The organism is Streptosporangium sp. 'caverna' (assembly GCF_003203775.1).
GTDB classification, from domain to species: domain Bacteria; phylum Actinomycetota; class Actinomycetes; order Streptosporangiales; family Streptosporangiaceae; genus Streptosporangium; species Streptosporangium subroseum.
In genome coordinates this window covers 1,280,864-1,303,257 of the sequence record NZ_CP029711.1, presented here as the reverse complement: position 1 = coordinate 1,303,257, position 22,394 = coordinate 1,280,864, and the positions used below count along the sequence as shown (strand labels likewise).

The window sequence follows — 22,394 nt, the reverse complement described above, 5'->3', positions numbered from 1 at the left end:
ACCGGTTGGTGCACCTCAATCCCCTTAAATCCCGACGAACCAGCAGCTGGGAAAGGGTTTACCAAATTGAGCCCTTGACGTTGCTCGGAGATGTCAGCAATGTTTCATGCAACCGGTTGCAGCCCGTGACGCCGAATCGGAAGGAGTTGCCGGCATGGCAATCACTACGGCGAATCCCCGGATACGCCGCCGTCCAGGCCGCGCCGCCAGGACCCCCTACCTGCTGATCGCCCCCGCCGTGGTCGCGATGCTCGGCTTTCTCGTCTACCCGATGGCCAGCGTCCTCTACTACAGCCTGCAGAACTACAACGTCACCAAACCGTGGGACAACGGCTTCGCCGGGCTCGACAACTTCCGCCGGCTGCTGTTCGAGGATCCGCTGTTCTGGCAGAGCCTCGGCTTCAGCGTCAAGTGGGTCGGCGTCGAGGTCTTCCTGCAGCTGATATTCGGCCTGGCCCTGGCGTTGATCGTGAACGAGAGCTTCATCGGCCGGGGACTCTCCCGGGCCCTGGTGTTCTCTCCCTGGGCGGTCTCCGGAGTGCTGACCACCGGAATCTGGGTGCTGCTCTACAACCCGACGACCGGTGTCTCGCGCTACCTCGCCGACATGGGGCTCATGCAGTACGGCTCCGCCCCGCTGGCCAACCCCGACACCGTCTTCTGGGCGGCCGTGCTCGCCGAACTCTGGCGCGGGGTGCCGTTCTTCGCCATCCTGCTCCTGGCCGACCTGCAGAGCATCTCCAAGGAGCTCTACGAGGCGGCCTCGGTGGACGGCGCCTCGCGCCGGCGGCGGTTCTTCCACATCACGCTGCCCCACCTCAAGGACGCGATCATCCTGTCCACGCTGCTGCGCTGCGTGTGGGAGTTCAACAACGTCGACCTGCTCTACACGCTGACCGGCGGCGGCCCGGCGCACGCGACGACCACGCTGCCGCTGTACGTGGCGGCCAAGGCCGTCCAGTCCCATGACTTCGGGTACGGCGCGGCGCTGACGACCGCCGCCTTCCTGATCCTCACCTTCTTCTCGATCGCCTACCTGCGGATGAGCAAGTTCGGAGCGAAGGCATGACACTCCAGACGGCCGAACGGCCACGCCTGTCCACACCCGCACGGATCCCACGAACCGGGCGCGGGGAGAAGAACAAGGTCAGCCGCTGGCAGATCTGGGTTCCCCTCGGGCTCTACCTGGTGTTCACGCTGGTCCCCTTCTACTGGATGCTGGTGTTCGCGTTCCGGCCCAGGGGTTCGAGCTCGCTGCTGCCCTGGCCGATCACCTTCGACAACTTCGCGGTCGTCTGGAACGACCTCGGCTTCGCGATCTTCTTCAAGAACAGCCTGATGGTCGGCGTCGCCTCGCTGTTCATGACCACGGTGATCGCGCTGGCGGGCGGCTACGCCCTGGCCCGCTACGACTTCCGCGGCAAGAAGCTCTTCATGATGGGGATGCTCTGCACGCAGTTCATCCCCGGCGCCATGATGCTGATCCCGCTGTTCGAGATCTTCCGTACCTTCGGCCTGGTCAACTCGCTGTGGAGCCTGGTGATCGCCGAGACGGTCTTCCAGCTGCCGCTCTCCCTCATCCTGATCAGCGGTTTCATCAGGAACGTCCCGGTGGAGCTGGAGCAGGCCGCCTGGGTGGACGGCTGCGGCCGGCTGCGCGGCTTCTTCGCCGTGGTGCTGCCCCTGCTGCGCCCGGCGCTGGTCGCCGTCGGCTCGTTCGCCTTCATTCACAGCTGGAACAACTTCCTGTTCGCGCTGATGTTCGTGAGCGACCAGGAGAAGTTCACCGTGCCCGTCGGCCTCTCCTACACCCTGGGCGAGTTCAGCGTGGACTTCGGCGCCCTGGCCGCCGGCGGCGTCGTCGCCGCGGTGCCGGTCGTGCTGGTCTTCGCCTTCATCCAGCGCTACCTGGTGCAGGGCATGTCGGCGGGAGCGGTGAAGGGATGACAGACCACGGCCGGCCGAGAACCGAGATCGTCGGCGCAACGAATGAGGAGCGGTGAACGACCAATGACACGAACTCTCGTCACCGGGAGCGCGGGGCGGTTCGGCCGGAGCGTGGTCACCGCGCTGGCCGACGCCGGGCACGAGGTGATCGGCGTGGACACCGCGCCGGGCACCCCCGCCGAGGCCTCCGCCGTGCTCCCCGCCGACCTGACCGATCTGGGCGAGGCCTTCGAGGTGATGTCGCGGTTCCGCCCGGACGCCGTGGTGCACCTGGCCGCGATCGCCACCCCGTTCAGCCGGACCGACGCCTTCACCTACAGGGTCAACACCCAGCTCGCGTTCAACGTGTGCGAGGCGGCCACCGCGGTCGGGGTCGAGCGGATCGTGATCGCCAGCAGCCCCACGGTCATCGGGTACGGCACGGCCTCCTGGGCCCCCGCCTACCTGCCGATCGACGAGGACCACCCGGTCGCGCCGTGGAACGCCTACAGCCTGTCCAAGCTGGTCGCCGAGCAGGTGATGGCCACGTTCGCCCGCACCTCGAAGGCGAAGCTGGCGGCGATACGGCCGTGCTTCGTCGTCGCCCCCGAGGAGTGGGCGGGCGCGCCCACCCAGTCGGGACACACCATGGCCGAGCGGCTGGACCAGCCGGAGATCGCCGGGGTGTCGCTGTTCAACTACATCGACGCCCGCGACGCCTCCGATCTGGTGCTGACCCTGCTGGAGCGGCTCCCCGACCTGCCCAACGGCGAGGTGTTCTTCGCGGGCGCCGCCGACGCGCTGGCCCGCGAGCCCCTCGCCGAGCTTCTTCCCCGGATCAACCCCGCCACCGCGGGGCTCGCCGCCGGACTGACCGGTTCGGCGCCCGCCTTCTCCTCGGCCAAGGCCGGACGGCTGCTCGGCTGGCAGGCGAAGCGGAGCTGGCGCACAGAGATCGGAGCCCCGTAGATGAACCTCAGCGGAGTGCTGTTCTTCCCCGTCACCCCGTTCGGCACCGACGGCGCCCTGGCCGGGGACGTGCTGGCCGAGCACCTGCGGCTCGGACTGGAGCACCATCCGGGCGGGGTCTTCGTCGCCTGCGGCACCGGCGAGTTCTCCGCGCTGTCGGAGGCCGAGCACGCGGAGGCCGTACGGATCGCGACCGCGACCGTGAACGGCCGGGTGCCGGTTCTGGCGGGCGCCGGCGGCCCGATCGGCACCGCGCTCGCCCAGGCCCGCGCGGCCAGGGACGCGGGCGCCGACGGGTTGCTGCTCATGCCGCCCTATCTGGCGAGCGGTCCGCGCGAGGGTTACGCGGCCTACGTCGCGGCGGTCTCCGAGGTGCTGCCCACGATCATCTACCAGCGCGGCTCGGTCGTGCTGGAGCCCGATCAGGCGGTCGAGCTGGCCCGTCTCCCCGGCGTGGCGGGCATCAAGGACGGCGTCGGCGACATCGACCGCATGCAGCGGATCGTGCTGGCCGTACGGGAGGAGCGGCCGGACTTCCTGTTCTTCAACGGGCTGCCGACGGCCGAGCTGACCATGCCCGCCTACCGCGGCATCGGTGTGGAGCTCTACTCCAGCGCGGTGTTCTGCTTCGCCCCCGAGATCGCCGTCGCCTACCTGAAGGGCGACGAGCGCCTGATCAAGGAGTTCTACGCCCCCCTCGTACGGCTGCGCGCCAAGGTGCCCGGTTACGCGGTCTCCCTGGTCAAGGCCGGGGTACGGCACCGCGGCCTGGACGTGGGCGGGGTCCGCCCGCCGCTGGTCGACCCCTCCCCCGAACACGTCGAAGAGCTCGTGCGGTTGATCAAGTCCGGTCTGACCCTGGTGGAGGGCTGATGAGGAGCTGTGCAGGAAGGGTGGTGAGCGAGTAATGAGCACGAAGCGAACCCGACGCGGCGAACGACCGGTGATCACAGATCTGACGACGACGCTCAGGACCGTGGCGCTGCCCCGGCCGTGGGGCGCCGACGTGCCCGCCAATCACGTGATCACCGTTGAGCTGACGCTGGCCGACGGGCGGACGGGAACCGGGTTCTCGTGGACCCCGCAGATCGGGGCCCGGGCCGTACAGGCCCTGCTCGACCACGAGATCCGCCAGGCCGTCATCGGTCTCGAACCGCACCCGGAGGTCGTCTGGGATCTGCTCTGGCGGCACCTGCGCGAGGCGGGCGGCGGCGGTCTGACCACGATCGCGATGGCCGGGGTGGACCTGGCGCTGTGGGACCTGCGCTGCGGCGCGGCCGGGCTGGTCGAGACACTCGGGCGGCGGCGGGACAGCGTGCCGGTGTACGGCAGCGGCGTGAACCTGCACTACTCGCTCGAAGAGCTCCTCGCCCAGGCACGGCGCTGGCGGGCGGCGGGTCACCCGGCCGTGAAGATCAAGGTGGGCCGGGACGCGCTGAGCGAGGACGTGGCGCGGGTCGCCGCGGTCCGCGAGGTGATCGGCCCCGACACGCTGCTCATGGTCGACGCCAACCAGCGCTGGGACCTGCCGAGAGCGCGGCGGGCGATCGCCGCGCTGGCGGAGTACGGACTGCACTGGGTGGAGGAGCCGCTGCCGGCGGACGACGTGGTCGGGCAGGCTCGGCTGCGCGACGCCGTCGACATCCCGATTGCCGTTGGGGAAAGCGCTTACTCCATCTACGACTTCCGGGACCTGCTGATGGCCGGAGCGTGCGACATCCTCCAGCCGAACGTGGTGCGGGTGGGCGGGATCACCCCGCTGCTCCGGATCGCCGAGCTGGCCAGGACGTTCGGGGTGCCGGTCTATCCGCACCTGCTGCCGGAGATCTCCGGCCAGCTCGCGCTGTCCCTGCCGCTGCCGTGCATGGCCGAGGAGGTCGAGGACGCCTCCTTCGCAGCGCTCGGCCTCCTCGCGGAGCCGTACCCGGTCTCGGTCGACAAGTGCGAACTGCGCGCCGGAGACCACTCCGGCCTGGGACTGCGCTGGAAGGTGACGGAATGAAACCGGTTCGCGTGATACTCGCCGGGGCGCACGGGCACGGCTGGTGGCACCTTAAGAACCTCAGGCGGCTGTCCGAGGCCGGGCTGGTCGAGTTCGTCGGAGTATGCGACGTGCGGCCGGTCGACGGGCTCCCCGCCGGGGTGGAGTTCTCCGGCGACCTGGTCGAGCTGATCGGGCGGACCGGCGCCGAGGTGACGATCCTGTGCACGCCGATCCAGACCCACACCGGGCTCGCGGCCAGGGCGCTGCGCGCCGGGTCGAACGTGCTGCTGGAGAAGCCGCCCGCCGCCACGTTCGCCGACTACGAGCAGATCGTCGCGGTGGCGAGGGAGATCGGCCTCGCCTGCCAGGTGGGATTCCAGAGCCTCGGCTCCGAGGCGGTCCCCGCGATCCGGAAGATGATCGCCGACGGACTGATCGGCCGGGTCGTCGGGATCGGCGCCGCGGGTGCGTGGGAGCGCCCCTACTCCTACTTCAGCCGGGTCCCGTGGGCCGGGAAACGCGAGGTCGACGGGGTGGCGGTGGTCGACGGCGCCCTCACCAACCCGCTCGCGCACGCCACGGCGACCGCGCTGGCCATCGCCGGAGGCGACATCGAGGGCGTCGAGGTCGAGCTCTACCGCGCCAACACGATCGAGGCGGACGACACCTCGTGCCTGCGGCTGCGCATGGACGACGGGACCCCGGTCACGGTGGCGGTCACCCTGTGCGCGGACCGGCGGCACGAGCCCTACCTGATCGTGCACGGCGAGACCGGGCAGATCCGGCTGACCTACACCGAGGACCGGGTCGAGTTCGGCGGGACCTCCACGGTGTACCCCAGGACCGACCTGCTGGAGAACCTGGTCGCCCACCTCCGCGAAGGCGCGGACCTGCTCGTCCCGCTGGAGCGGACCGCCGGCTTCATGCGTGTCCTGGAGTCGGTACGGCTGGCGCCCGATCCCTTCCCGATCGCGGACCGGTTCCAGGAGATCGACGAGGAACGCCGGGTGCTGCCCGGGATCGCCGAGGTCACGGTGGCGAGCGCGGAGCGTCTCGCGCTCTACTCGGAGCTGGGACTGCCGTGGGCCCCGGCCGTCCGAGACGCCGGGAACCTCACACCGGCAGGGGTGCCGACGCCGGGAACACCGATGTCCGAGACGCCCGCGCAGGACGTCCGGCCCGAGGCGACCGAACAAGAGGTCCGGCCGGAGACGCCCGCGCGAGATGCCCAGCCCAAAACGGCCACGCAGGACGCCCGGCCCGAGACACCCGCGCAGGACGTCCGGCCCGGGACGCCGGGGGCCTTCGGGGACGAAGATGCCGAGACGGTGGGGATCGACGTCTCGGGGGTGCGGGTGGCCGAGTACGTCGTACGGACTTCTCTGCCACCGACGTCGTCACCCCGGCCCTACCTGCATCCGGTACGGACCCTGGGCGGGACGGTCGTGACCGAACTCGCCCCCGCCGACCACGTGCACCACCTGGGGGTGAGCGTGGCGGTCTCCGACGTGGGCGGCAGCAACTTCTGGGGTGGCCGCACCTACGTCCAAGACCGGGGACCGTCCTGGCTCGGGGACCACGGGACGCAGCGGCATCTCGGATTCTCCTGGCGGGACTCCTCCGGATTCGGGGAGTCCCTGGCCTGGGAGGGGGCGGACGGCTCCGAGATCGCCCGCGAGGCGCGGAGCGTCCGGGCGGTGGAGCTCGACGGGTGCTGGGCCCTCGACTTTTCCTTCACGCTGACGAACCTCACCGGCGAGCCGTTGCCGGTCAGGAGCTCGGCCACCAAGGGACGCGCCGGAGCCGGATACGGCGGGTTCTTCTGGCGGGCGCCGGGATCGGCCGCCGATCGCCAGGTCTTCACCGAGGACGCCGACGGCGAGGAGGCCGTGCACGGCTCCACCTCCCCCTGGCTCGCCATGGCGTCGGCCGACTGGACCCTGGTCTTCGTCCAGCGGGACGACCCCTGGTTCGTCCGGGTCGTGGAGTACCCGGGAGCGGGCCCGGCACTCGCGTGGGAAACGCCGCTGCTCATCGAGGGCACCCTCGCGCGAAGGATCGTCACCGTCGTGGCGGACGGGCGGTTGAGCCGTGCCGACGCCGCGTCGCTCGCCTCGGAGGTCTCGCGGTGAAGAGCGGGTCGAAGATCTCGCGATGAAGGACGGAAGGGCTACCCGGAGGTCTCGTGGTGAAGGGCAGGTCGCGGGCGAAGTTCAGTGATTGCACGGTTACAGCGATGTCGGGGGACATGACACAGAGAGGCAGCGAATAATGATCACACGCTCGAAGCACCTGGCGATCCTGACCACGGCGCTCATGCTCGGCGCGGGACTGGCCGCCTGCGGTTCGGACGAGACGAAGTCCGCCGACGGCAAGACCACGATCACGTTCTGGGACGACAACGGCGGCCCCGCGCGTACCCCGGTGTGGCAGCACATCATCGCCGAGTTCCAGAAGGCCAACCCGACGATCACCGTCAAATACGTCGGCATCCCGATCGCGCAGGTGCAGCAGAAATATGACACCGCCATCGCCGGCGGCGGCCTGCCCGACGTGGGCGGTGTCTCCACCGCGATGCTGTCGAGCCTGGTGGCGCAGAAGTCACTGGACGCGGTGGACGACCGGCTCTCCGGCGGTGCGCTGAGCGGCAAGCTGAACGAGCAGGTCGTCGCGACGGTCAAGGGGACCGTCCCCGACGGCAAGACCTACATGGTGCCGATGTCCACCAACATGGGCGTGTTCTGGTATCGGACCGACTGGTTCAAGGAGGCCGGGCTGGAGGCGCCCACGAACTGGAGCGACTTCTTCACCGCCACGGAGAAGCTGACCGACACCGCCAAGAACCGCTACGGCTTCACCATCCGCGGCGGCGCGGGCTCGATCGCCCAGATGCTGGAGGTGATGTACGGCCAGTCCGGCATCACCGAGGTCTTCGACGCGTCCGGCAAGGCGACGGTCAACGACCCGAAGAACGTGGCGGCGCTCGAAAAACTCGCCGGGATGTACAAGAAGGTCACCCCCGAGGCCGACATCAGCAACGACTACGTGAAGATGGTCGCCCAGTTCGACGGCGGCAACATCGCGATCATGCAGCACAACCTGGGGTCGTACACCGACCACGTCGAGACGCTCGGCAAGGACAAGGTGGCGGCGATGGCCGTGCCGAAGTCCGACGCCGGCGTGCAGGCGATCCTGTCCAACCCCGTCGCGGGCATCGGCCTGTTCACGAGCGGCAAGCAGAAGGACGCCGCCTACAAGTTCGCCGAGTTCGCCGCCTCCAAGGCGATGAACAGCTACTGGGCCGAGCAGACCGGTGTGCTCCCGGCCAACACCGAGGTCGCCGACGAGGCGTGGATCCAGCAGTCGCAGCACGTCTCCATGGCGGTCAAGGTGCTCAACGACCCGGCCACCAAGATCGTGCAGCTGCCGTACCACCTGCCCGAGTTCAACGCGATCACCAAGACCGACTCGGAGCCGGAGTTCCAGAAGGTCCTGCAGGGCTCCCTGCCCGCCAAGGACTTCCTGGACGTGCTGGCGACCAAGCTGACCGAGGCGCAGGCCGCGTACAAGCAGCGCAACGGCGGCTGACCCACCGCTTCGGGCGGGTGCCCCCATCCCCTGACCATGGGGGCGCCCGCCCGTTGTTTTCCGGAAGGCTCTCGGGGGCCGTATGGAGCCTCCCCTCCCACCTGACCTGTGGAGGAAATCCCCATGAAACGAGCCGTCGCGCTCACCGCTCTTCTGTCCCTGGCGATCCTCGCCACCCCACCCGCGTCCGCCGCCACCGGCTCCGGTCCCGCTTCCCTGGATGGCCGGCACACGGACCCGGGCCGCCAGGTCCTGCCCGCGAACGACGGCTGGGCCGCCGAGGGCTCCGGCACCACCGGCGGCTCGGCCGCACCGGCCTCGAACGTGCACACCGTCTCCACCCGGACCCAGCTGGCCACCGCGCTCGCCGCCCCCTCACCGAAGATCATTTACGTGAAGGGGACGATCGGCACCGACAAGACCTGCGCCGACTACACGACCGGCGGCTACACCCTGCAGGCCTACCTCGCCGCGTACGACCCGGCGGTGTGGGGAAGGACCACCGAGCCCTCTGGCCCGCTGGAGGACGCGCGGGCCGCCTCGGCCGCGAAGCAGACCGCGAACATCAAGCTCAAGGTCGGCTCGAACACCACCATCGTCGGCCTCGGCAAGAACGCGCGCATCCGCGGCGTCAACCTGCACGTCGACAAGGCCGACAACGTCATCGTCCGCAACATCGGCTTCGAGGACACCGCCGACTGCTTCCCGCAGTGGGACCCGACCGACGGTGCCGAGGGAAACTGGAACTCCCTCTACGACAACATCTCGGTGACCGGCTCCACGCACGTGTGGGTGGACCACAACACCTTCACCGACGGCGACAACCCCGACTCGAGCCAGCCCCTGTACTTCGGCAGGCCGTACCAGGTGCACGACGGGCAGCTCGACATCACCAACGGCGCCAACTACGTCACGGCCTCGTGGAACCGGTTCGCCGGCCACGACAAGACGATGCTGATCGGCTCGACCAACACCCCCGGGGCCGACGTGGGCAAGCTGAAGGTCACCGTCCACCACAACCACTTCGACGACGTGCTCCAGCGGCTCCCCCGTGTCCGCTTCGGACAGGTGCACGTCTACAACAACTACTACGAGGTGCCGGACGCCTCGACCTTCGTCTACGCGCTCGGCGTGGGCGTGCAGTCGCAGATCTTCGCCGAGAACAACTTCTTCCGCCTCGGCCGCGCGGTGGACCCGGCCAAGCTTCTCTACAACTGGGCCGGCACGACCCTCACCGCCCGGGGCAACGTGCTGCGCGTCGGCGGCCGGGTCACCCCGATCGACCTCATCGCCGTCTACAACGCGGCCAACGACCCCGACTTCGGCACCGACGCGGGCTGGACCCCCACCCTGCACACCGGGATCGACCCGGCGGAGTCGGTGCGCCTGTCGGTCTCCCAGCATGCGGGCGTCGGCGAGATCAGCTGACCCCGTACGGCGAACCGGCCGGCCGGCTCCGCACGGCAGGACCGTCAGCCGGCCTTCCACGGCGAACCGGCCGGCTGACTCCGTACGGCAGAGCGGCCGGCTGACTCCACACGGCGGAACGGAGTGCCCGTCCGCGCTCCATCGTTCACAGGAGGGCTCCCGCCTCAGGCGGGAGCCCTCTCCTCGTTCCGGTCCTGAACGGAGCCGCCCCGCCTGGGCCGGCCCGCCGGCCGGATCCGGCTGACGGATCGCGGGCTCGGTCCGGCGCGCCCGGTCAGGCGCGTCCCTCGCCGGCCGGCCCCGTCTGATCCGCCTCGTCGGCCGAGCCGATGTTCGCCGCGACGGCCCGGAGCGCCACGGTCAGGTCGCGGCCGGAGGGGGCACGGTCCGGGGCGATCAGCCACTGCCCCAGCACGCCGGTGAGCATCATCTGGTAGAACGCGCCGACCGCCGCCCGCTCCTCCTCCTTTCCCTCGCCCGTGGCGAGGATGTTCTGGAACAGCTCGGCGAGCCCGACGCGCGCCGCGTCCACTCCCGCCGCGAGCAGTTCGCGCACCTCCGGCAGGTGGTCGATCTGGGCGATGATCTCGAACTGGGTGACCCAGAGCGGCCGGTGGGTGATGAAGGATTCGATCACCCGGTCCCAGGTCGCCGCGAAGCGCTCGGCCGGAGTGGCTCCGGCGACGCCCTCGGTGGTGAAGGCCCGTTCGATCTCATCCCCCCACTCCTGCAACGCCTGGTAGAGCGCCGCGTTCATCAGGGCGTCCTTGGACCTGTAGTGGTAGCCGATGGCCGCCAGGCTGACGCCGGAGGCCGTGGCGATGTCACGCGCGGTCGTGCGCACGTAACCCTTCTCGTACAGACAGCGCTTGGCTCCGGCGAGCAGATCCTCACGATTTCCCATGACCCGGACCCTATCGGAGTCTGAAACATTTGTCTTGGACACTTGTACTAGACGATCGTTTCAAACGCTTGTACAGTTCGTGGAGCAGGCAGGGGCCGCAACGTCCCCGGCGAAACCGCTCGCCTGACCGAGACGCCCAGGAGCCCCCCGTGCCGAAGAACCTCAACGTCCTCATCTCCGGCGGCAGCGTCGCCGGACTCGCACTGGCCTACTGGCTGCGCCACCACGGCTTCAGCCCCACCGTCGTGGAGCGGGCGCCGGCGCCACGCCCCGGCGGCTACAAGATCGACATTCGCGGGGCGGCCCTCGGCGTGGTCGAGCGCATGGGGATCCTGGACGAGATCCGGAGGGAGAGCACCGACATGCTCGGGTCGTCGCTGGTCGACGGCGAGGGCAGGCGGCTCGCGACCATGGACGCCGATCTCTTCGGCGGGCGCGAGGGCGACGACGTCGAGATCATGCGGGGCGACCTGGCCCGCATCCTCCACGGGCGGATCACCGAGGGCGTCGAGTACATCTTCGACGACTCCATCACCGCCGTCACCGAGCACGAGGACGGCGTCGACGTCGTCTTCGAGCGGAGCGCGCCGCGAACCTTCGACCTCGTGGTCGGCGCCGACGGACTCCACTCCAACGTGCGTTCACTGGTCTTCGGCGACGAGTCGCGGTTCATCCGCGGCCTCGGCCACCACATCTCGATCTTCACCGTCCCCAACCACCTCGGCCTGGACCGCTGGGAGCTCATGCATCCCGTACCGGGAAAGAGCACCGGCATGTACAGCACGCGGCAGGATGCCCAGGCCAAGGCCATGTTCATCTTCGCCTCGGGGGCGCTCGACCACGACCACCGGGACGTCGCGCGGCAGAAGAAGATCCTGGCCGAGACCTTCGCCGGAGGGGCCTGGGAGGTCTCCCGGCTGCTGGACTCCATGTGGGACGCGCCGGACTTCTACTTCGACTCCATCAGCCAGATCCACATGGACCGCTGGTCCAGCGGGCGGACGGCGCTGGTCGGGGACGCGGGCTACGGTCCCTCTCCCGCATCCGGCCAGGGCACGAGTCTGGCCCTGGTCGGCGCCTACGTGCTGGCCGGCGAGCTGGCCGCCGCGGCGGGCGACCACCGTACGGCGTTCGCCCGCTACGAGGAGGAGATGCGCGACTTCGTCACCCAGAACCAGAAGCTCGCGCAGGCCAACATCAAGGGGATGGTGGTGACGTCCAAGGCACAGATCTGGGTCCAGACCCGGATGCTCAGGCTGCTCCCCCACCTGCCCGCGTCCTGGAGCGACCGCGTCATCGGCCGCATCACCGAAGCGATCCGCAAGGCCGCCACCGCCATCACGCTCAAGGACTACCGAAGCTGACGGGAGAAGCGGCGTCGCCGATCACCTTGACGATCTCATCGAGAATCGCGATCTATTCCCAGGTCGGTGTCCATGTCAAACGCGTCCCCGCCGGGATGGGGCATGGGGTGCCCGAGGTCGGTCTCCAGGTCGAATCCGGCCTGTTCGGCGGCGGAGGTCAGCTCCGCCTCCTCCCTGCGGTGGACGGCGTCCTCGTGGTGGTGATGAATGCGCTCGGCGAGCTCGTGAAGGGGCCCGTGATGCTGCTGGTGGCCGTCGTCCGGCACGGCGTTGCTCATGATCCGCCATGGTCGGCGTGATCACGCCGGAACGCAACAAACGGCATGTGAACAGCTGACGCGGCTCCGCCTGTACGTGATTTCGAACCGTGCAGGGTTCCCACGAGGGCCCGGGATCGGCTGAGGCACGGTGTCAATATCATGAGGCATGGCCGCTCCTTACGTGTCACGTCCCACGCCGCCCTACTACGCGGTCATCATCACCACCGAGCCGAGCGGCATCGATCCCCAGGGGTACGCCGAGATGAGCCGCCGGATGTCGGAGCTGGGCGTTGCCCAGCCCGGCTACCTCGGGCGCGAGTCGCTCACCGCCGGCGACGGCGGCGACCTCACCGTGCTGTACTACGCGGACGCCGAGTCGATAGCAGCCTGGAAAGGCGACCTTGAGCACCTCGAAGCTCAGCGACTCGGGCGAGAACGCTGGTACGCCCGCTACCGGGTCGAGGTCGCGCGCGTCGAGCGGACCTACGCCTTCGACCGTGACCCATCAGGGCATGCGTCATGATCTGCGTCGAGCCCGCTCTGTGCAGCGGGTGAGGTCGGCGCTTCCTACGGCGACCCTCACCGCTCCAACGCCTGCCCGGCCCTCCTCTTCCTCGCGGTGGCGGTCCGGCTCCCCGCTCTGACGCCTGCGAGCCGGTGGGTTACCCATCCGACCGTCTCGGTCATTTGATGTCGGACCCTTCGGCAGGATGATCAACCGTTGATCCCCCGGAAAGCGGGGGCACGCTCACACACGGGCGGCGGGAACGAGGGCCGTCAGGTCAAGTACCACGCGGGTCCGATGAAGACCCACGGCAAGGGCCGGTGCGTCAAATGCTCCGGCACCATCTGGGATGACGGGCGCGATGCCGCCGTCGCCACGGCCCGCCGGAAGCCCCGGGGCAACCGCGGCCGACGCGCCCTCGGCGGCCCGATGACCTGGTCCGCCAACGGGGACAGGGCCGGCGACCGGCAGTTCCGGAACAACCTCGACGGCTACGCCGGCTGAGCCCGCAGCGGGTCCCCCGAACGCGTACGGCGCGGCGGCCGAAGACGCCGGCGAGGCCGTGCGCTTCCTCCGCGTACGGGTCGTCCAGGTTTCCGAGCTGAGACGTTTGTGTGTCGCGGGTCTTTACAGCGGCTCAGCGGATGGATTAGAACGGACATTCATCCGATGTTATCGGGCCATCTCGGCACATCTGGTCACTTAGTGCTCGTTTGATCCCCGGACACGGATCATTCATCGGACTACTTTTCGACCTTTGGTCGAGCGTCGTACAGCCCTGGAGGGCATAGTGCAGTTCACCCCCCGCCGTCGCCGGGTCCCGCTCCGGCGCATCCTCTCGCTCTGGTCCGCGCTGCTCGCCGCGCTCGCGGGGATCGTCATCGTGAACCCCGGCATGGCCGAGGGGGCGACGGGGGCGATGACGGCCTGGCAGAACGGGAACTTCCGGCTCGACTCGGCCGGGGTCGTCAGCCGTTCCGACATCGTGCTCGGATCGCCGAACGTGGATCCCACAGGGTCCATGCCGCTGGGCAACGGGTCGCTGGGCGTGGCGGCATGGGCGGCGGGCGGCTTCACCGCGCAGCTCAACCGGTCGGACACCATGCCGGACCGCAAGTCTCCCGGCCAGGTCAACATCCCGGGCCTGTCGGTGATCTCGCACGCCGCCGACTTCAGCGGACGGCTGGATCTGACGGACGGCGTGCTGCGCGAGTCCGGCGGCGGCATGTCGATGAAGGCGTGGGTGGCGGCGGAGAAGGACGAGCTGATCGTCGAGGTCTCCGGCGCGAACCCCGACATCGCCCAGACGGCCACCATCAACCTGTGGTCCGGCCGCAAGCCGGCCGCCGCGGTGTCCGGTGACATCGGCACCCTCGCCGAGACCTGGGTGGACGGTGCTCCCTCGATCGGCAGCGGAAAGACGTTCGGCTCGCTGGCGGCCATCACCGCGGGCGGCGAGCAGGTGACGACCACGGTCGCCGGCCCGACGCAGGTGAAGGTCAGTTTCAAGCCGCACAAGGACGGGACGTTCCGCGTCGTCGTGGCATCGCCCGCGTGGACGGGCGGCGACGCCGCCAAGACCGCGAGCAAGCTGATCGACAAGGACGCGACCGTCCCCGAGTCACAGCTGACGTCCGCTCAGGACCGCTGGTGGGACCGCTACTGGAGGCACACGGGCCTGGTCACGATGGACTCGGCCGACGGCAGCGCCGCCTACATGGAGAACCTGCGCACGCTCTACCTCTACGAGGAGGCGGCGTCCATGAGGGAGGGCATCTACCCCGGCAGCCAGGCGGGCCAGGCGGACATGTTCTCCTGGAACAGGGACGCCCAGACCTGGAACCCGTCGGCGTACTGGCTGTGGAACCTGCGCACGCAGATCTCGGCGAACATGAGCTCGGGTAACCACGACCTGAACACCCCGATCTTCGACATGTACTCCGACGACCTGGCCGACATCGAGGCGTGGACCAAGATGGCGATGGGCGGGCTTCCCGGCTCCTGCGTGTCGGAGACCATGCGCTTCAACGGAAACGGCATCGAGGTCAACGGCAACGGCAGCTGCAGCCAGGCGAGCGCACCGAACTGGAACGCGCTGAACATCACCAGCGGGCCCGAAGTGGCGATGTACATGTGGCAGCAGTACCAGGCCACCGGCGACCTCAAGATGCTGAAGAAGTACTGGCCCTTCATCAAGTCCACGGCGGTGTTCCTGCTCGCGTACCAGAAGGTGGGCGCGGACGGCCTGCTGCACGCGAACGCCAACGCGCACGAGACCCAGTGGTCCGTCAACGACCCGACCACCGACATCGCGGCCGACCTGACGCTCTTCCCGATCATCCAGCAGGCCGCGAAGGAGCTCGGCACCGACAAGAAGGCCGACGCCGCCCTCGTGCAGCAGGCCACGAAGGCCCTCACCCAGATCCCGCCGTACCCGCGCACCGATGCCACCCTCAAGCAACTGCTCAACCCGCACTACACCGCGGCGGAGACGGCCGCCGCGGACGCTACCGGTACCGACGTGCTCGCGATCTCCTACGAGCCCGCCGCGGCGCGCAGGAACGGCGAGAACATCGAACTGGAGCCGCTCTGGCCGTGGAACACGGTGAGCGACCAGGATCCGAACCTCTTCGCGCTGGAGCAGCGCAGCTACGCCCACCGCCCGAACAAGGGCGGCAACGACTGGTCGATGGACGCGATCCACGCGGCGCGTCTGCAGAACCCCGCCGAGGTGCGCAGCAACCTGATCTCGATCACCGAGGGACACCAGGTCTATCCGAACGGGTTCGCCGACCTCGGCAACACCGTCGGCTACCAGCCCTACATCGAGCAGGCGTCCGGCGTCGCGACCGCGGTCAACGAGGCTCTCGCGCAGGACTACGACGGCATCATCCGCTTCGCGCCGGCGTGGCCGGCCGACTGGAACGTCAGCGGCACCGTCTACATCCGGGACAACGGCAAGGTCGACGTCCAGGTGCAGGACGGCCGTCTCGTCACCGCCGTGATCGAGACCGGGGCCTCCGCCTCCGGCACACTGCGGGTGAAGAACCCGTGGCCGGGGCAGCAGGTGGAGGTCGTCGACGGCAAGAACGGCCACAAGGTGGTGGCGCCCAGCAGCCAGGACATCCTCACCGTCCCGGTGAAGAAGGACAAGTCGTACCTCGTGCAGCAGGTCTCCGCGCCCACCACCGGCCTGCCGTTCGCGGAGGTGACCGGGAGCGCGCCGACCGCGGCGCGCCACCTGGGCAAGGTGCAGCTCGGCCTCGACAAGACCGCGCAGTCCGGCACCGCCACGGTCGGCACCGTCCTCGGCGGCACCAACCAGGGTTACGGCCTGACCCAGGTCGACTACAGCGGCTCCGCCGGTGCCACCACCACGGCCGGCGACGTGAGCGGTCTGACCGCGCGCACGACCGGAACCGGGACGGGGGCCGACGGCAGCGACATGTACTTCGACGTCGACAACGACGTGGCCGCGACCGGGTCGTACGACGGGAAGGTGGCCGTGTCCTACTTCGACACCGGAACCGGCGCCATCTCGGTGCAGTACGACGCCGGGCCGCAGAAGGCCTACCAGGTCGCCGGCAGCATCGCGCTCACCGACAGCAACACCTGGAAGACCGCCGAGGTCCCCGTCGGCGACGCCTACTTCGGCGGGTCGCAGAACGCGGGAGCCGACCTGCGGCTGCACGCCGACCACGGCATCACCGTGCACAGTGTCGGCGTGACCGTCACGGGGCCCTGGGTGCCGAACCGGCGCGTGTTCCCGCCGGCACCGGTGATCGTCACGCCGCGCGGCGGTGCGACGGTCAAGCTCGCCTCCTCCATCTCGGGCACGACGATCCCGGACGGGGTCGTGACCGTGCACAAGGGATCGGCGGTCGTGTGCGGCGCGACGGCGGACGGCGCCGGCGCCTGGAGCTGTGCCCCCGACGGAGGACTGACCCGGGGACAGCAGACCATCAACGCCACGGTGGCCGACCCGAGCGGACTCACCGGCGACGCCTCGGCGGCGGTCAGCTTCAACGCCTCCGACCTGCCGCCCGGCACGGCCGTGGTCGGCTCGGTCGTGGGACCGACCAACCACGCGTACGGGATGAGTCAGGACGAGAAGCCTTCTGGCGGCTTCGACGGGCCGACGACCGCCTCGGTGATCGACGGTCTGACCGCACGCACCAGCACCCAGAGCAACATCTACTTCGACATCGACGACTCGATCGCCCATGCCGGGTTCTACTCGGCGACGTTCACCATCTCCTACTACGACCAGGGTTCCGGCTCGTTCGCCGTGCACTACGACAACGGCGGCTCGGACCCGTACAAGTCGACGGCCGGCATCCCGCTGACCGGGACCAACACCTGGAAGACCGCGACGGTGAGCGCCCCCGACGCCTACTTCGGCGGCCAGCAGCACTCCGACGCCGACTTCCGGCTCCGCAACGGCGGCGGACAGGTGACGGTGCACAGCGTCGTCGTGAAGGTCAGCGGTGACGGTGTTCCCGACGTCACCCGGTTCGCCCCGCCGGTGACGATCACCTCGCCGGTGGCGGGCGCGACCGTCGCAGCCGGTCCGACCGTCTCGGGATCGAGCGAACCGGACGCGAAGGTGACCGTGACGGCGGAGGGGACCCCGGTCTGCACGGCCACCGCGTCGGACGACGGCACGTGGACCTGTTCCTCGTCCACCGCCCTGGCCGCGGGAGAGCACACGCTCACCGCGACGGCCACCGACGTGACCGCCACGCCGGCGGCGGCGGCCACCGTGGCGGTGACCGTCCAGTAGAAAGCGGCTGTTCGCCGACCGCGGCTGCGAGACCGCCGCGGTCGGCGAACGCCCCGGCTTCCATGCCACCCCGAGGATCCGGCGGATGCCAAGAACGGATCCGGGCCGGGAGAGCGGAAAACGCGCTCGCCTTCAGGCAAGATGTTCCGAAGCACTCAGATCTTTACGGCACGCAGGCGGCGCTGGCTGATCGCAATGATGTCGTCAGTGTCGGATGTCAACACCGTTACGGGCGAGGGAAGACGGAGCGCTGTAGCACACACCATGGCATTGACAGCGTATTTGTGTCCGTGCAGCCCGGCCTCGGCAAGCAGTCTGGCCGCATCACGGGCTATGTCTCTGGTGACCGGTTCGACATTCATCCGGGACAGCGTCCATTCATAGCGGGCCCGATTTAGTGTGGGATGAGAGACCTCGACAAGAGTGACTGCGCTGACGACGACCCGGATATCTTCTTCCTCTGCCGCGATCAGCCATTCGGTCAGCTCGGGGGTCTGGAGTATCGCTCTGGACAGACCTTCGCAGTCAAGCACGAGCGACCCTGGCATCATGCAGCCGAGGTGCGATCGGCACTCTGAGTAGGAGACTCTTCCCGCAGGAGAGCCCGTTTGGTCTCAACCGCAGCGCGATCGACCTGACCATGCTGGGATTCGGCGGCTACGACGAGCTCACGGAGGTTATCGCGCTCGACCTGCCGGGCCAGCGCCTCGGAGACGTATGCAGAGAAGCTGCCCTTACCAATGCGAGCTTGCACCGTTTCTGCAAGCTCCTCAGGAATCGTGACGCTGAACTTCTTCGTCCCACCACTCATGCTACCAATAGTAGCATTGGTAGCATGAAATGGGGGATCATTCCGTACGGGGCCTCAAAAAGATGACTGGGGTGTCAGGGGCGGCCCTCGACGAGGACTCCGTCGACGCGGCGGGGGATGCCGAGCAGGTTGTCGTCGCGCAGCTCGACCGGGAGCAGCTCGGCCGGCCAGTCCTGGTAGGCGGTGGGGACCAGCCACCTGCGGATGGCCGCGGCGCCGACCGAGGTGTGGGTGGCGGCCGTGCTGGCGGGCCAGGGACCACCGTGGTGCATGGCCCAGCGGACCGCGACGCCCGTCGGCCAGCCGTTCCAGATCAGCCGCCCCGCCTTCCGGAGCAGCACCTCTGCGCTCTCGCGCGCCTCCGCGGCGTCCGTCGCGTGAATCGTGGCGGTCAGGGATCCGTCCAGCCGCTCCAGTACGGCGGGCAGCTCCGCCGGGTCACCGTAGACCACCACGACGGCGGCCGGGCCGAAGCACTCCTCGGAAAGGACCTGAAGGTTTCCGGCGAAGGCCGCGAGGTCGGTGACGAACACCTTGGGTGTCACCGCGAAGGCGCCCTCTCCGGGCTGTCCCTCGGCCAGTGAGGTGAGCCCGTCGAGCCGGGCCAGCCCACGCAGGAACCCGCCCTGCATCCGCTCGGTCAGCATCGGCCCGCCCGTGGTCGCCGCGACCGCCTCCGCGAGGGAGGTCAGAAGCTCGACGTCGTCGGGGACGAACAGCAGCCCGGGGTTGGTGCAGAACTGCCCGACGCCGAGGGTCAGTGAGGCGGCGAACCCCTGGGCGAGCCCCTCACGGGAGGCAGAGGGCAGCACGACCACGGGATTGACGCTGCCCAGCTCGCCGTAGAACGGGATGGGATCGGGGCGTTCGGCGATCAGTGCCTGCACGGCCTTGCCACCGGGAATGGATCCGGTGAACCCGACGGCCACGACGGCCGGATGCTGGGCCAGCCGCCTGCCCGCCTCCAGCCCCCGGACCAGGCCGAGCAGCGCCGGATCGGGCAGGGCGCCTCGGATGATCTCCGCCGACAGCTCCGACGTGCGCGGATGGCCGTCGTGCGCCTTGACCACCACCGGGCATCCGGCGGCCAGGGCCGAGGCGGTGTCACCGCCCGCGACCGAGAAGGCGAACGGGAAGTTGCTCGCCGCGAAGACCCCGGCCACGCCGGGCAGTGGGTGGTTCATCCGCCGCAGGTCGGGGACCGGCGGCTGGGCCGTCGCGTGGTCGATCACCGCCTCGACGTACCCGCCGTCGCGCAGCACCTGGGCGAAGAGCCGGAACTGCCCGGCGGCCCGCGCGACCTCGCCACGCAGACGGACCTCTCCCAGCGCGGTCTCGGCGTCGGCCGCCTGCCACAGCCACTCGACGTTCTCCTCCAGTGCGCCCGCGATCGCGTCGAGCACCGCGGCCCGGTCGCCGGAACGCCAGGCCGGCCCCGCCGCGCGGGCCGCCTCGACGACCGCGTCCACCTCCTCGTCCGAGGTCGAGGCCAGGGGCTCGCCAAGAGATTCGCCGGTCCGGGGATCATATGAATGGATCAACGCAGAGCCTTTCGTCACGGAGCCCACCACGCCGTCGCGTACGGGGTCACTCTCTTACGGTAAGCGCTTTCCTCAGAAGTGGCGGTGCCGCGCTCCTTCTCCGCCGAGCCGTGGTCCTCGGGCCGGTGACCGTCTGATGCCACCGGTGGGTGGGCCGAGCTGTGCTCGACGATAGCTCAGCGGCTCCGCATCCGGACGACCGCCCTCTCGACGCTCACGCCCCCGGCCGTTCCCCTGGCCGATCGCTCAGCGGCACCCCGGCCAGGAACCCCTCGCACGACTTCCGCAGGGCCGCCGTGAACCCCGGTATCGTGCGTGCTGTGTCATGGGGCGGCGGCGAAGACGTTCGGCCTGCTCGCCCGTGAAGAGCGTTCGAAGTGGGTTGGCGGTGCGGATGCGGACTGTCGCGGTGCTCGGCCCGGTGTCGTTCCCTGCCCGTCGACCGGCGGTGACGTCAACCGGGCAGCAGGAAGGGGCGCGGTGACACAGGACCAACGAGGCCCTGATCCAGCCGTGCGAGGCACCGGGAATCGCTCGCGGCGGCTCCCGGTGGACGTGGCGGCGGCGCTCGTGATCGTCGGGATGTTCTGGATACCTCCGATCGCCGGCGCGGCCGAGACCTGGCGTTCCGTCATCGGTTCAGCGCTGGCCGTCCTGGCGGCGGCGGCGATGTTGTCGCGGTGGCGGCTGCCGGCCTCCTCGGCGACGGCGGCCGCCGTGGCGACGGTCGCGGCCGGCGTGCTGGGCGTGTGCCAGGATCCGATGCTCGCCGCGGCGTGGTGCCTGTACCCGGTGGCCCTGACCCATGCGTCGCGAAACCGGATGCTGGTTCTCGTCCCCGCCGGTGTCGTCGCCGCGTTGACGGCCGTGACGGCCGTCCCGAGTCAGGACCTGGGCGGGGCGGGGCAGCGCCTGGTACTCGCCGCCGCGGCGTTGAGTGTGGCCTGGTTGCTGGGAGTCATCGTCGGCAGGCAGATCGCGTCCGTCAGGGAGGCGGAACGCGCCCGGGCGGACGAGCAGGCGACTCGTGTGCACCTCGATGTCGCCCGCGATGTCCACGACGTGGTCGGGCACGCCCTCAGCGTGATCAGTGCCGAGGCCGGAGTGGTACGGAGCCTTCCGGACGCGGGCGAACAGGAACTACGTGACACGCTCGCGGACATCGAAGGGCACGCCAGGATCGCGCTGCAGGACATCCAGTCACTTGTCCGCTCCCTCCGCACCGACCCGGGGCACGCGGCCGCGTCGTCGCCCGGCATCTCGGCGGTGCCCTCGCTGATCGCCGCGGCCCGCCTGGCCGGTGTGAGCGTCGACGCGCGAGTCGCGACGCCCGATCACGTTGACAACACGGTCGGCGCCGCGGCGTTCCGGATCGTCCAGGAGGCGCTGAGCAACGTCGTACGCCATGCGCCCGGGTCCGCGTGCGCGGTGGAGCTGCGCACGGACGGCGAGGTCATCGTCATCCGTGTACGCGACGACGGCCCGGGAACGCGCGAAGGCGACGCGGACGGCTTCGGGCTGCGGGGGATGCGCGAGCGGGCTCTGCTGGTCGGCGGCACCGTGACGTGCCGGAACCTACCGGAGCGAGGATTCGAGATCGAAGCACGGCTGCCGCCGGGAGGTGCGACATGACCGCCGCCGGACCGGCGCCCATCGGCGTGTTCCTGGCGGACGACGACGACCGGTTCCGTGGCGCGTACCGGAAGCTGTTCGACCGGACCGAGGGGTTCCGCGTCGCTGGAGAGGCCGCCGGTGGGTCGGAGGCCTCCCGGCTGATTCTCGCGCTGGAACCGGATGTCGCTCTGCTGGATGTGCAGATGTCGGACGGCAGCGGGCTGGACATCGCCCGCCGGGTCCTCGCCGAGGCCACGAGGACCCGGGTGATCATGCTGACGACCTTCGATCTCGACGAGTACGTCCACGAGGCGCTGGCGCTCGGCGCGGCGGGGTTCCTGTTGAAGAACGCCGCCCCGCCGGAAGTGCTCCATGCGGTGAGAACGGTCTACGCGGGCCATGCCGTACTCGCCCCCGAGGTGACCGCGAGACTCGTCCGGCAGTTCGCGCCGCGGACTCCGGAGCACCGGCACGCGTTCGCCGATCAGACGCTCTCCGAGCGGGAGATACAGGTGATCCGGCTGGTCGCGCGCGGGTATTCGAACCAGCGGATCGCCGACGAGCTGTTCCTGAGCCCGGAGACGGTGCGTACCTACCTCAAGCGAATGTTCGCCAAGCTCGGCGTGAACGACCGCACCCACCTGGCGGTGCTCGCCCACAAGGCCGGACTGCTGCACGAGCAGCGCTGAGGTGTCCACTTTCGGGGGACGCGGGCCG

The 22,394-nt window shown here is 69.5% G+C and carries 19 protein-coding genes; 14 read left to right on the top strand and 5 right to left on the bottom strand.

The genetic code is table 11. The features are described from left to right. Nucleotides 1-154: 154 nt before the first annotated feature. From DKM19_RS05955 to DKM19_RS05915, 8 genes are all read left to right on the top strand, one after another. Nucleotides 155-1,069 (top strand): carbohydrate ABC transporter permease, encoded by a 915-nt coding sequence (locus DKM19_RS05955; protein ID WP_110694837.1) that lies wholly within the window; start codon nt 155-157, stop codon nt 1,067-1,069. Continuing rightward, on the top strand, nt 1,066-1,947 hold the full coding sequence (locus tag DKM19_RS05950; RefSeq protein WP_110694836.1) for a carbohydrate ABC transporter permease: 882 nt from the start codon (nt 1,066-1,068) through the stop codon (nt 1,945-1,947). Before DKM19_RS05955 ends, DKM19_RS05950 begins: the two co-directional genes overlap by 4 nt. 63 nt (nt 1,948-2,010) lie before the next feature. After that, nucleotides 2,011-2,895, top strand: a complete 885-nt coding sequence (locus DKM19_RS05945; protein WP_110694835.1) for an NAD(P)-dependent oxidoreductase — start codon at nt 2,011-2,013, stop codon at nt 2,893-2,895. After that, complete coding sequence (locus DKM19_RS05940; RefSeq protein ID WP_110694834.1) at nt 2,896-3,768, top strand: 5-dehydro-4-deoxyglucarate dehydratase; 873 nt, start codon at nt 2,896-2,898, stop codon at nt 3,766-3,768. 34 nt (nt 3,769-3,802) lie between these two features. Next, nucleotides 3,803-4,897 (top strand): mandelate racemase/muconate lactonizing enzyme family protein, encoded by a 1,095-nt coding sequence (locus tag DKM19_RS05935; protein ID WP_239514106.1) that lies wholly within the window; start codon nt 3,803-3,805, stop codon nt 4,895-4,897. Further along, a complete protein-coding gene (locus tag DKM19_RS52905; protein WP_369988140.1) occupies nt 4,894-7,011 on the top strand; it encodes a DUF6807 family protein in 2,118 nt (705 codons plus the stop codon). Before DKM19_RS05935 ends, DKM19_RS52905 begins: the two co-directional genes overlap by 4 nt. A 139-nt stretch (nt 7,012-7,150) precedes the next feature. Next, nucleotides 7,151-8,467, top strand: coding sequence for a sugar ABC transporter substrate-binding protein (locus tag DKM19_RS05920; protein WP_110694833.1), 1,317 nt, complete (start codon nt 7,151-7,153; stop codon nt 8,465-8,467). 123 nt (nt 8,468-8,590) lie between these two features. Continuing rightward, the gene (locus DKM19_RS05915; RefSeq protein ID WP_110694832.1) at nt 8,591-9,895 is read left to right on the top strand and encodes a polysaccharide lyase family 1 protein; all 1,305 of its coding nucleotides are present in this window, start codon (nt 8,591-8,593) and stop codon (nt 9,893-9,895) included. A 274-nt stretch (nt 9,896-10,169) separates the two neighbouring features. Here the strand turns inward: DKM19_RS05915 and DKM19_RS05910 are convergent, their stop codons facing one another. Next, nucleotides 10,170-10,799, bottom strand: a complete 630-nt coding sequence (locus DKM19_RS05910; protein ID WP_110694831.1) for a TetR/AcrR family transcriptional regulator — start codon at nt 10,797-10,799, stop codon at nt 10,170-10,172. A gap of 149 nt (nt 10,800-10,948) precedes the next feature. On the opposite strand from DKM19_RS05910, the gene DKM19_RS05905 reads away from it, so the two are divergent. After that, on the top strand, nt 10,949-12,163 hold the full coding sequence (locus DKM19_RS05905; RefSeq protein ID WP_110694830.1) for an FAD-dependent monooxygenase: 1,215 nt from the start codon (nt 10,949-10,951) through the stop codon (nt 12,161-12,163). Nucleotides 12,164-12,198: 35 nt separating this feature from the next. Here DKM19_RS05905 and DKM19_RS05900 read toward each other — a convergent pair whose 3' ends face one another. Continuing rightward, nucleotides 12,199-12,441, bottom strand: coding sequence for a hypothetical protein (locus tag DKM19_RS05900; protein ID WP_162641319.1), 243 nt, complete (start codon nt 12,439-12,441; stop codon nt 12,199-12,201). 148 nt (nt 12,442-12,589) lie between these two features. On the opposite strand from DKM19_RS05900, the gene DKM19_RS05895 reads away from it, so the two are divergent. The 3 genes from DKM19_RS05895 to DKM19_RS05885 all read left to right on the top strand — a co-directional run bounded on the left by DKM19_RS05895 (nt 12,590) and on the right by DKM19_RS05885 (nt 17,711). Beyond that, nucleotides 12,590-12,946 carry an antibiotic biosynthesis monooxygenase gene (locus DKM19_RS05895; protein WP_110694828.1) on the top strand — a complete coding sequence of 119 codons (357 nt, stop codon included), beginning with the start codon at nt 12,590-12,592 and terminating at the stop codon, nt 12,944-12,946. Nucleotides 12,947-13,144: 198 nt separating this feature from the next. After that, nucleotides 13,145-13,432: a hypothetical protein gene (locus tag DKM19_RS05890; RefSeq protein ID WP_110694827.1), complete on the top strand. Its 288-nt coding sequence runs from the start codon at nt 13,145-13,147 to the stop codon at nt 13,430-13,432. 286 nt (nt 13,433-13,718) lie between these two features. Next, nucleotides 13,719-17,711 (top strand): Ig-like domain-containing protein, encoded by a 3,993-nt coding sequence (locus DKM19_RS05885; RefSeq protein WP_110694826.1) that lies wholly within the window; start codon nt 13,719-13,721, stop codon nt 17,709-17,711. 155 nt (nt 17,712-17,866) lie between these two features. Here the strand turns inward: DKM19_RS05885 and DKM19_RS05880 are convergent, their stop codons facing one another. The 3 genes from DKM19_RS05880 to DKM19_RS05870 all read right to left on the bottom strand — a co-directional run bounded on the left by DKM19_RS05880 (nt 17,867) and on the right by DKM19_RS05870 (nt 20,063). After that, nucleotides 17,867-18,244: a type II toxin-antitoxin system VapC family toxin gene (locus DKM19_RS05880; protein ID WP_369988135.1), complete on the bottom strand. Its 378-nt coding sequence runs from the start codon at nt 18,242-18,244 to the stop codon at nt 17,867-17,869. A gap of 14 nt (nt 18,245-18,258) precedes the next feature. Beyond that, nucleotides 18,259-18,522 (bottom strand): CopG family transcriptional regulator, encoded by a 264-nt coding sequence (locus DKM19_RS05875; RefSeq protein ID WP_110694825.1) that lies wholly within the window; start codon nt 18,520-18,522, stop codon nt 18,259-18,261. A 74-nt stretch (nt 18,523-18,596) separates the two neighbouring features. After that, entirely contained in the window at nt 18,597-20,063 is a 1,467-nt protein-coding gene (locus DKM19_RS05870) for an aldehyde dehydrogenase (NADP(+)) (protein WP_110694824.1), read from the bottom strand. Nucleotides 20,064-20,576: 513 nt separating this feature from the next. On the opposite strand from DKM19_RS05870, the gene DKM19_RS05865 reads away from it, so the two are divergent. Beyond that, nucleotides 20,577-21,695 (top strand): sensor histidine kinase, encoded by a 1,119-nt coding sequence (locus tag DKM19_RS05865; RefSeq protein WP_162641318.1) that lies wholly within the window; start codon nt 20,577-20,579, stop codon nt 21,693-21,695. Next, nucleotides 21,692-22,366, top strand: a complete 675-nt coding sequence (locus DKM19_RS05860; protein WP_110694822.1) for a response regulator transcription factor — start codon at nt 21,692-21,694, stop codon at nt 22,364-22,366. The genes DKM19_RS05865 and DKM19_RS05860 overlap by 4 nt, the downstream gene beginning before the upstream one ends. The last annotated feature ends 28 nt before the right edge of the window (nt 22,367-22,394 follow it).

What these genes read in the sequence shown, in the direction of transcription:
- DKM19_RS05955 (WP_110694837.1), top strand. Translation starts at nt 155, where the DNA reads ATGGCAATCACTACGGCGAATCCCCGGATACGCCGCCGTCCAGGCCGC.
- DKM19_RS05950 (WP_110694836.1), top strand. Translation starts at nt 1,066, where the DNA reads ATGACACTCCAGACGGCCGAACGGCCACGCCTGTCCACACCCGCACGG.
- DKM19_RS05945 (WP_110694835.1), top strand. Translation starts at nt 2,011, where the DNA reads ATGACACGAACTCTCGTCACCGGGAGCGCGGGGCGGTTCGGCCGGAGC.
- DKM19_RS05940 (WP_110694834.1), top strand. Translation starts at nt 2,896, where the DNA reads ATGAACCTCAGCGGAGTGCTGTTCTTCCCCGTCACCCCGTTCGGCACC.
- DKM19_RS05935 (WP_239514106.1), top strand. Translation starts at nt 3,803, where the DNA reads ATGAGCACGAAGCGAACCCGACGCGGCGAACGACCGGTGATCACAGAT.
- DKM19_RS52905 (WP_369988140.1), top strand. Translation starts at nt 4,894, where the DNA reads ATGAAACCGGTTCGCGTGATACTCGCCGGGGCGCACGGGCACGGCTGG.
- DKM19_RS05920 (WP_110694833.1), top strand. Translation starts at nt 7,151, where the DNA reads ATGATCACACGCTCGAAGCACCTGGCGATCCTGACCACGGCGCTCATG.
- DKM19_RS05915 (WP_110694832.1), top strand. Translation starts at nt 8,591, where the DNA reads ATGAAACGAGCCGTCGCGCTCACCGCTCTTCTGTCCCTGGCGATCCTC.
- DKM19_RS05910 (WP_110694831.1), bottom strand. Translation starts at nt 10,799, where the DNA reads ATGGGAAATCGTGAGGATCTGCTCGCCGGAGCCAAGCGCTGTCTGTAC.
- DKM19_RS05900 (WP_162641319.1), bottom strand. Translation starts at nt 12,441, where the DNA reads ATGAGCAACGCCGTGCCGGACGACGGCCACCAGCAGCATCACGGGCCC.
- DKM19_RS05895 (WP_110694828.1), top strand. Translation starts at nt 12,590, where the DNA reads ATGGCCGCTCCTTACGTGTCACGTCCCACGCCGCCCTACTACGCGGTC.
- DKM19_RS05875 (WP_110694825.1), bottom strand. Translation starts at nt 18,522, where the DNA reads ATGAGTGGTGGGACGAAGAAGTTCAGCGTCACGATTCCTGAGGAGCTT.
- DKM19_RS05860 (WP_110694822.1), top strand. Translation starts at nt 21,692, where the DNA reads ATGACCGCCGCCGGACCGGCGCCCATCGGCGTGTTCCTGGCGGACGAC.